Source organism: Streptomyces sp. NPDC047706 (assembly GCF_043204795.1).
GTDB lineage: Bacteria > Actinomycetota > Actinomycetes > Streptomycetales > Streptomycetaceae > Streptomyces.
This window is the reverse complement of sequence record NZ_JBIDCW010000009.1, coordinates 1-7,195: the sequence shown is the minus strand read 5'-3', so window position 1 is coordinate 7,195 and position 7,195 is coordinate 1. Positions and strand designations below refer to the sequence as shown.

2 protein-coding genes and 1 pseudogene are annotated in these 7,195 nt (G+C 71.6%); 2 read left to right on the top strand and 1 reads right to left on the bottom strand.

The window, feature by feature from the left end; genetic code table 11:
* Positions 1-77: 77 nt before the first annotated feature.
* Entirely contained in the window at positions 78-3,848 is a 3,771-nt protein-coding gene (locus tag ACGF8A_RS12885; protein WP_393107236.1) for a S8 family serine peptidase, read from the bottom strand.
* Positions 3,849-4,177: 329 nt separating this feature from the next.
* On the opposite strand from ACGF8A_RS12885, the pseudogene ACGF8A_RS12880 reads away from it, so the two are divergent.
* A pseudogene (locus ACGF8A_RS12880) lies at positions 4,178-6,066 on the top strand (carbohydrate-binding protein); the annotation flags it as partial.
* 538 nt (positions 6,067-6,604) lie between these two features.
* On the top strand, positions 6,605-7,195 hold a 591-nt coding region (locus ACGF8A_RS12875), incomplete at its 3' end, for a ParB N-terminal domain-containing protein (protein ID WP_393107234.1).

Below are 7,195 nucleotides of genomic sequence, written 5' to 3'. Positions count from 1 at the left end.
CCCGGGGGCGGGGCCGGGGGGGCGGGGGGGGGGGGGGGGTGCCGGGGCCCCCCGCCCCCCCCCCCCGCCACCATGGATCAGCCCCGGTGCAGGTACGCCCGGCTCACCGTCTGCCGGACCGAGTTGCCGTGCGCGTCCTCGGCCGTGACGCGGAGCGTCACGAAGGCGTCACCGCGGACGGCGGACGGCTTGTGGACGGTGGCCGAGAAGACGTTGGCTCCCTTGGCTCTGACCGGCACCTGGCGGAAGTGCTTGCCGTCGTCGTAGGAGACCTCGACGACAGTGCGCACACCGCGCGGAGCACCCAGCCCGTCCTGGTTGCGCACCGTCAGACCCAGCGAGTACGTGCGGCCGGGTCCCACGGCGTTGCGCTCGTCGACCGGGACGTCGTGGTCGACCTGGAGCAGCGGCAGCCGCGTCGCCTCCGTGGTCGAGCCGGAGCGGAACGACCAGGACGTGTCCGTCGCCGTGGCGTAGTCCCACTCACCGGACTCCCTTGTCGTCTCCAGGCGCAGCCGGTACTCGGCGGTGCCGGCCGGCACTTCGACGTCCCGCCACGCGTCCGCCAGGTCGAGGACCTTCTTGCCGTCCCGGAAGAGCTCGGCGTTCGCCGTGTCGAGCGACGTCGGCTCCGTGCCGAACTCGCCGCCGAGCACCATCCGACGGGACCAGTGACCCGCCTCGGAGTCGGTGAACTCGGCTATCCGCAGTCGCAGGACGTTCCCGTCCCGCGTGCTGGGCTCCGCGCCGCGTGGGATCGAGGGACGGACGACCGCGCCCTGCCAGCTCTGGCGGACCTGCTCGCCCGCCCGGTAGGTACGAGGCGCCTCTCGCAGGCCGGCGTTCAGCGGCCTGTCGATGTCCCCCTCACTCACGGTCTGGTGCAGCACCACTTGGTACCACTCGGTGTCGCCCGAGGTGACGTACTCGGTCCGTTCGAAGGCGGTCGGTACGTGCCGGGTGTACTGAAGCCAGGTGAAGTCCTGGTAAGGGCGGCGGGCGAAGCGCTGTTCCGCCGCCCAGGGCGCGCCGCCGTTGTCCGCGTACACGGAGCGGACGACGGCGCTGTTGCGCTCGGACACCGTGTGGATGACGCGTCCGGGGATGCGCTGCTCGGACACCTGCATGACGTCGTACAGGTACGGGCTGCGCGCGGTGCCGCTGAAGGCGACCGTGGTGGTGCGCTCGGCGATCCGCTTCAGCAGCGCGGCTCCCGTGCCGGAGCCGACACGGACGGCCGGGATCTTCCACCGGTCCCCGTGGGGCGTCCAGCGGGTCCAGCCGATGTCGCTGAAGTGGACCACCATGACGGCACGGGCACCCGCCGCGGCGGCCTGCTCCATGAACTCGGCCCCGCCTTCGCCCGATTCGTCCGTGACGACGGCGAGCTTGCCGCGGACGCGGCGGAAGTCCGGCTCGGCAACGGAGCCGGCGGCCACCGCGGTCAGTCGCTCACCCCGCCGGTCGAACAGGGGCGAGTGCGGCATGTAGAACGCGCCGAGGTCCCCCGCACCGCCGACGACCTCGGCTTCGAGCTGGGGCGCGACCAGCTGCCAGCGGGAGGCGAACTCGAAGGTGCCGTCGGTGACCTGGACGGTGGGGCTGACGTACAGGTCCTGCGCCAGGTCGAAGTACATGGTCCCGTCGATCCAGCCGTGCCCGTCGATCTCCCGGTACGTCTGGAAGCTCAGGATGCCGCGCTGTTCGGCGGGCCGGGGCGTGCGGATCTCGACCTTGGTCGTCTTGCGGGGGTCGACGACGGCGGTGGTGTCCTTGGTGACGCTCACCTGCGGCAGCACGATGTGCCGCAGCACCTCCTTGCCGTTCTCCCGCTCCAGACCGCCCGAGACGATCTGGTACGTGCCTTCCTCCACCTCGGCGACGGCGTTCTCGCGGTCGGTGTACTCCACGAGCCCGTCGGGGCCCCAGATCGTCGGAAGGGAATGGACGCGCTCGCCGTCGAGGTCGTACGACACGACCTTGAGCTTGTGCACGGGGCCGCGCACGATCAGGCTCAGCGTCGTGTGCACCGAGACCTTGCCGTCGGCGGAGGACGCCGTCAGATAGCCGTAGTAGTCACCCTGCGCCGCGCGGGAGGAGTCCACGGTGAGCGGCAGCTGGGCCGTGGCGCCCGCCGGGACGGTGAGGGAGCCGGAACCAAGGTCGACGGCACCGGCGTTGACCTCGCGGCCACCGCTGGTCGCCAGCTCGGCGCGCAGGCTGAGGGTGACGGGGGCGTCCGAGTGGTTGGTGTAGCTCACGGTGCGGGTGGACGTCCCGCTGTCGTCGGCCTCGTAGGTGCCGAGGGCCAGGGCGCCGGTGGCGGTGAGCGGGGTTCGCGCGGCCGCGGCGAGGTCGATGCGTCCCGCGCCCTGTTCGGTGACCTTCTGCCCGCCGATGGTGCGTGCCGTGCTGGTCAGCGCGTCCTTCAGCCGGCCGGCAGTCCAGTTGGGGTGCTGCTGTGCCAGCAGCGCGGCCGCACCGGCCACGTGCGGGGCCGCCATCGAGGTGCCGGAAGCGGCGACGTGGGAGCCGTCGACCACCTCCCCCATCGTGGTGCCCGCGGCACGGGCGGCCACGATGCCCACGCCGGGCGCGGTGACGTCGGGCTTGACCGCGTCGTCACCGACCCGGGGACCGCGGCTGGAGAAGCCCGCGAGGGAGTCGTCACGGTTCACCGCGCCGACGGTCAGTGCCGCGTCGGCGGCGCCGGGGGAACCGATCGTGCCCTGCCCGGGGCCGGCGTTGCCCGCCGCGACGACGAACAACGTGCCCGTGGACGCGGTCAGTTCGTTCAGGGTGCGGCTCATCGGGTCCGTGCCGTCGCTGGGCGCGTCGGAGCCGAGCGACATGTTGACGACCTTCGCGCCGCGCGCGACGGACCACTCCATGCCGGCGATCACCTGCGACTCGGTGCCGAAACCGTCGTCGCCGAGGACCTTGCCGATCAGCAGGTTCGCACCGGGAGCCACCCCCTTGCGGCTGCCGCCGGACGCCGCGCCGGAACCGCCGACGATGGACGCGACATGCGTGCCGTGCCCGAAGGCGTCGCCGGTCCCGGAGCTGCCGGAGAAGTCCTCCGCCTCACTGATCCGTCCGGCCAGGTCGGGGTGGGTGGCGTCGGCGCCGGTGTCCAGGACGGCGACCTTCACGCCGTCGCCCTGGTAGCCGGCCTTCCACACCTCGGGCGCGCCGATCTGTGCGGTGCTGCGGTCCAGGGAGGCCTTGACCCGGCTGTCCAGCCACACGCGCGGAGTGCCGGCCGCGCGGGCCGCGCCCTCGCCGGCGGGGAGCAGACGCTTCCAGAAGGTGCCGAGGTCCTCGGCCGGTACCCGCACGGCCTCCGCGTCGATGCTCCGCAGGTGGCGGGCGGGTGTGCCGTCCGCGGCCAGGGCGGTGGCCTTCCGCAGCGCCGAGCCGGCGACTCCCGGCGCGTTGCCGACGATCAGCGGCAGTGTGTCGGTGTGCGCCTCGTCGTACCGCTGGGCGATCAGCGAGGTCACGTCGAACAGTTCGCGGTCCAGGCGCCCCGCGGTGACCAGTTCGATCGCGTCCGACGGGAGGACCGTCAGATGCCCGTCCTGCTCGATGGTGCGGAAGAGGATGTGCTGACGCCCCTTCCCCGGCCGCACCGAGGCCGTCCGCCGGCCGTCCGGCCCCACCGTGACCGTGACGCGGTCGCCGGTGACCAGGCGGACGTCGGAGGCGGCACCTGCGTCCGCGGGCGCGGTGAGCTGTTCCGTGCCCGCTCTCGCGCCGTCACCCTGGTCCGCCGCCACCGGCGTCACCGCGCCGGTGAGCATGCTCAACCCCGCCGCCGCAGCAGCCGCGAGGCGTATCCGTCTCATCAGTCGCGAACCTTCCGTCGTCGTACGCGAGGCGTTGGCGTCGCGGTTCCGTGGTGTCCATGCGGCTGTCGCTGCCGTAGGTGCTGGAAAGAATCCGCCGCTGCCGAAGGATGTGTCACCGGTTTCTCGTGGCACAGGTGGGACATGTCTCAAGGGCGACAGGGACTGGGACCGGGGGTTGAGCTGGTTCTTCTTCGGCCGCGCAGTGGGAGCGTGGTGGCCTGCTGCCGTCGTCGCCAGGGGAACGCAGACGACATCTGCCGTGGTGCGGGGGCGCGAGGGGGCGAGCCCACGACTCAGCGGCAGTTGCGGCGATCTCGCCGCACCGTGGCAACCTCACCGTCCCGGCCGACGGCGAACACGACAGCGCCGCGAACCTCTACGGTGTCTTCGACGCCGAGTACACCGACAGGAGCGGCCTGACCACGCACTCGGTACGCACCCTGCAGCCCCGCCACCGCCAGGGCGAGCACTTCGGCGCCCAGTCCGGTATCCGGACCGCCGACCACGCCACCGCCGAGGGCGGCAGAACGGTCGGCTTCACCGACGACGGCGACTGGATCTCCTTCAAGCCGTACGTCCTCGCGGGCGCCACGAAGTTCACCGCCCGGGTGTCCTCCGGCGGTACGGGCGGCAGGATCGAGGTACGCGCCGGTTCCACCACCGGCACCCTCCTCGGCACCGCGACCGTGCCGGTGACGGGCGGCTGGGACTCGTTCACCGACGTCACCGCCGATCTCTCCGGCGCGCCCTCCGGCACCACCGAGCTGTTCCTGGTCTTCCGCGGCCCGACCGGGCAGGGCAACCTGTTCGACCTCGACGCCTTCACCCTCGGCACCGGCTCCACCACGACCACGCCGTGGGAGGCGGAGTCGTACAGCTCCGCCTCCGGCGTCCAGTCCGCCGCGCACGGTGCGGCCAGCGGAGGACTGACCCTGGGCTACATCGACAACGGCGACTGGGCCGGCTACGCCTCCGTCTCCACCGTCGGCGCCACCTCGGCGTCCGCGCGGGTCTCCTCGGCGGGCGCCGGCGGCACCCTCCAGTTCCGCTCCGGCTCACAGACCGGGCCGCTGCTCGGCTCGGTGACGGTGCCGGTGACCGGCGGCTGGGAGACCTTCACCACCGTCACGACGACACTGACGGGAGCCGCCTTTGGACCGCTCTTCCTGAGGTTCACCGGCGGCAGCGGTGCGCTGTTCGACATCGACACCTTCAGCCTGGGCGCCGAACCCGTCTCCGGCACGCTGTCCGACGACGTCCATCTCTTCTACTACCCGTGGTACGGCGGCCCGGCGGTCAACGGCGGCTGGCGGCACGGGCAGCAGGGCGGCCGCACCCCGCCCGACGACGTCGGCGCCGATTTCTACCCGGCGCTCGGCCCGTACGACTCGGCCGACCACGAGGGCGCCGTCGCCCAGCACATGGAGTGGGTCGCCCGGTCGGGCGCCGGAGTGATCGTGTACAGCTGATGGGGCCGGGACGGCTACGAGGACCGGCTCGTGCGGGGCGTGCTCGACGCGGCGCAGGAGCGCGGCGTCCAGGTGGCCTGGCACCTGGAGCCCCACGCGGGCCGCACCGCGGCCTCCACGGTCGCCGACATCGAGTACATCAACCGCACCTACGGCAGCCACCCGGCCTTCCACCGCTCACCGGACCACGGCGGCAGGAGCGCGTTCTACGTGTTCCAGAGCCTGGACATCACCGACTGGACGCCACTGGACCAGGTCACGGACACCAGCATCGTCCTCGCCCAGACCACCGACACCACCAAGATCGCCCACTTCTCCGGCATGTACACCTACGACGGCATCGCGGGAGCCACCGCCCCCGGCTGGAAGCAGGCCGGGGCGGTGGCTCCCGCGCGGGCGGCCTGATCTGGGCCCTGTCCGTCGCGCCGGGCTACATCGACGACCGGGCGGTGCCGGGCAACTCCACGCCCACCGTGGAGCGGGCGAACGGCGCGGCCTACGACCGGCAGTGGACCAACGCCCTCGACCCCGCGATCGGCGGCTCGCCCTCGTGGGTGTCGGTGACCTCTTTCGACGAATGGCATGAGGGGAGTTCCATCGAACCCGCCGACTCGACACCGCCGGGCGGTCATGGCTACCGGACCTACGACGGGGCCCACGGACTGACCGGCCAGGCCGCGGAGACCGCCTACCTGGACCGAACCGCGCACTGGGTGAACCGCTATCGCCCGGCAGCCCCGCGCTGAAGCGGGACGTCCCCTGCACCCATCGGGGCCTGCGGCCGGCGCGGGCCGGCCGGGGGTCCCTGTCAGGGTCCGGAAGACACCCGTCGTCGCCGGGTCGTCGTCCGGACCGGTGGGCGTCCATGATCTCGAATTCCTCTTCACGCCGGTAAGGAGAACGAGCCGCCTGGTCCGGTCAAGGCGGATCACGCGTCCAGCAGCGATGACATTTCCCCTTCTGCCGAGGGAGCAGATCATTCCGCCCGAGGGCTGATCTTCGCACTCCGGTCGTCGGTCGAACGACGATCAAGGATGGGTCCGCTTTCCCAGGTGGACCTTATGACAGAGCTCTTGCGTCGAATCGCTCCTCCTGGCAGGGTTCGGCTGTCGGTTCGGCATTGCGTCGCGGGGGAGACACGATGTTGCACACCTTTCCGATGGCCCATGACAGATCTTCTATTCCTCGAACCGTGGTTCGCCGCGCTGCCTGACGTCATCCGCGACCGGATGAGCCGTACGGCAGCCGGTAGGTCCGTCAAGAGTTCGCTGGGGAGGAAGATCGATGGACCACATCTCGGCATCCTTGCAGCAGCCGATGCAGCAGTTGAGTCGTTCAGAATTGTACTTCGGTGGGCTCTTGTCGGAGATCACCCAGGTGCCGATAAGCCGAATCATGGTCGTGGGCTCACTCCGTACGGTCGGGGAGGATCCACGGCACATCAGTGCGCTCGCGGAAGTGTGTTCCGAGCTGCCGCCGATAGTCATCCACCGGGAGACGATGACCGTCATCGACGGCGTGCACCGGCTCAGGGCAGTGGAGACCAGCGGCGCCACGCACATAAGGGCTGTGCTCTTCAACGGTGACGAGCGGCAGGCGTTCGTGCTCGCGGTCAAGCTGAACAGCAGCCACGGACTGCCGCTCTCACTGGCCGACCGCAAGGCAGCGGCCCTTCACATGCTCGCCGACTTCCCGGAGTGGTCCAACCGGCGGCTGGCGAGCGTCGTCGGCCTGTCGGACAAGACCATCGCGGCGCTGAGACGGCGGTCGGGTGCGGAACTTCCGCCCCCCCCCCCCCCGCGGCGCCGGCGGGACCGGGGGGCCAACCCCCCGGCCGCGGCCCAGGGCCCGAGGCCCCCCCAGAGGGACCCCGCC

Coding starts and splice junctions, on each gene's coding strand:
- ACGF8A_RS12885 (WP_393107236.1), bottom strand. CDS start 3,848: ATGAGACGGATACGCCTCGCGGCTGCTGCGGCGGCGGGGTTGAGCATG.